Here is a 719-nt window from a genome sequence, read left to right as displayed (position 1 = left end):
TTATGGCTTTAGCCAGTTGAGGGAGCGAAGCGACCGAAACAGAAAACCACCCGCTATGCGGGTGGAGTCAATCGGTTATACCAAAAAACACCTTTCCGGTTACGCTATAGGTGTTCAAGCCAGTCGCAACCTAAGGAAAGGTGTTTTATGGGAGCCAAGGTTCAAAGTTTAGCCCATACAAAATGGCTGTGCAAGTATCACATTGTTTTCTCCCCGAAATATCGGCGCAAGATACTATTCGCCAAGCTTCGGGAAAGCATCGGTGAAATATTCCGTGACCTCTGCAAATACAAAGGCGTTGAAATTCTGGAAGGGCACCTCATGCCGGATCATGTGCATATGTTGGTGAGCATCCCGCCCAAAATCAGCGTTTCGAATTTTATGGGGTACCTGAAAGGTAAAAGTTCACTGATGATCTTCGACAAGCACGCCAACCTGAAATACAAGTTCGGCAACCGCAAGTTTTGGGCGGAGGGGTACTTTGTAAGTACCGTTGGCCTTAATGAGGCCACTATCCGCAAGTACATACGGCAGCAGGAAAAGCATGACATCATGCAGGACAAGTTGACCACGCGGGAGTATGAAAACCCCTTCAAGGGGTAGCCAAAGAGACAAAGGCACTGGCTTGAACGCAGTGAAAGCAGCGTCCTTTAGGCGCAGGCCGGTAATATGCCCTTATAGGGCAGAGCAAACCACCCGCTATGCGGGTGGTTTTGATT

The 719-nt window shown here is 48.8% G+C and carries 1 protein-coding gene; it reads left to right on the top strand.

Features of this window, described 5'->3' with window-relative positions; all coding sequences use genetic code 11:
• Positions 1 to 147 precede the first annotated feature (147 nt).
• The gene (tnpA, locus tag V6B97_RS17085; protein ID WP_333507710.1) at positions 148 to 603 is read left to right on the top strand and encodes an IS200/IS605 family transposase; all 456 of its coding nucleotides are present in this window, start codon (positions 148 to 150) and stop codon (positions 601 to 603) included.
• The last annotated feature ends 116 nt before the right edge of the window (positions 604 to 719 follow it).

This window comes from Nitratidesulfovibrio sp. 1201_IL3209, from assembly GCF_036763125.1.
Classification (GTDB): Bacteria; Desulfobacterota; Desulfovibrionia; order Desulfovibrionales; family Desulfovibrionaceae; genus Cupidesulfovibrio.
Note: the sequence above shows the minus strand (reverse complement) of the source record. Positions and strands in the feature narration are given on the sequence as shown.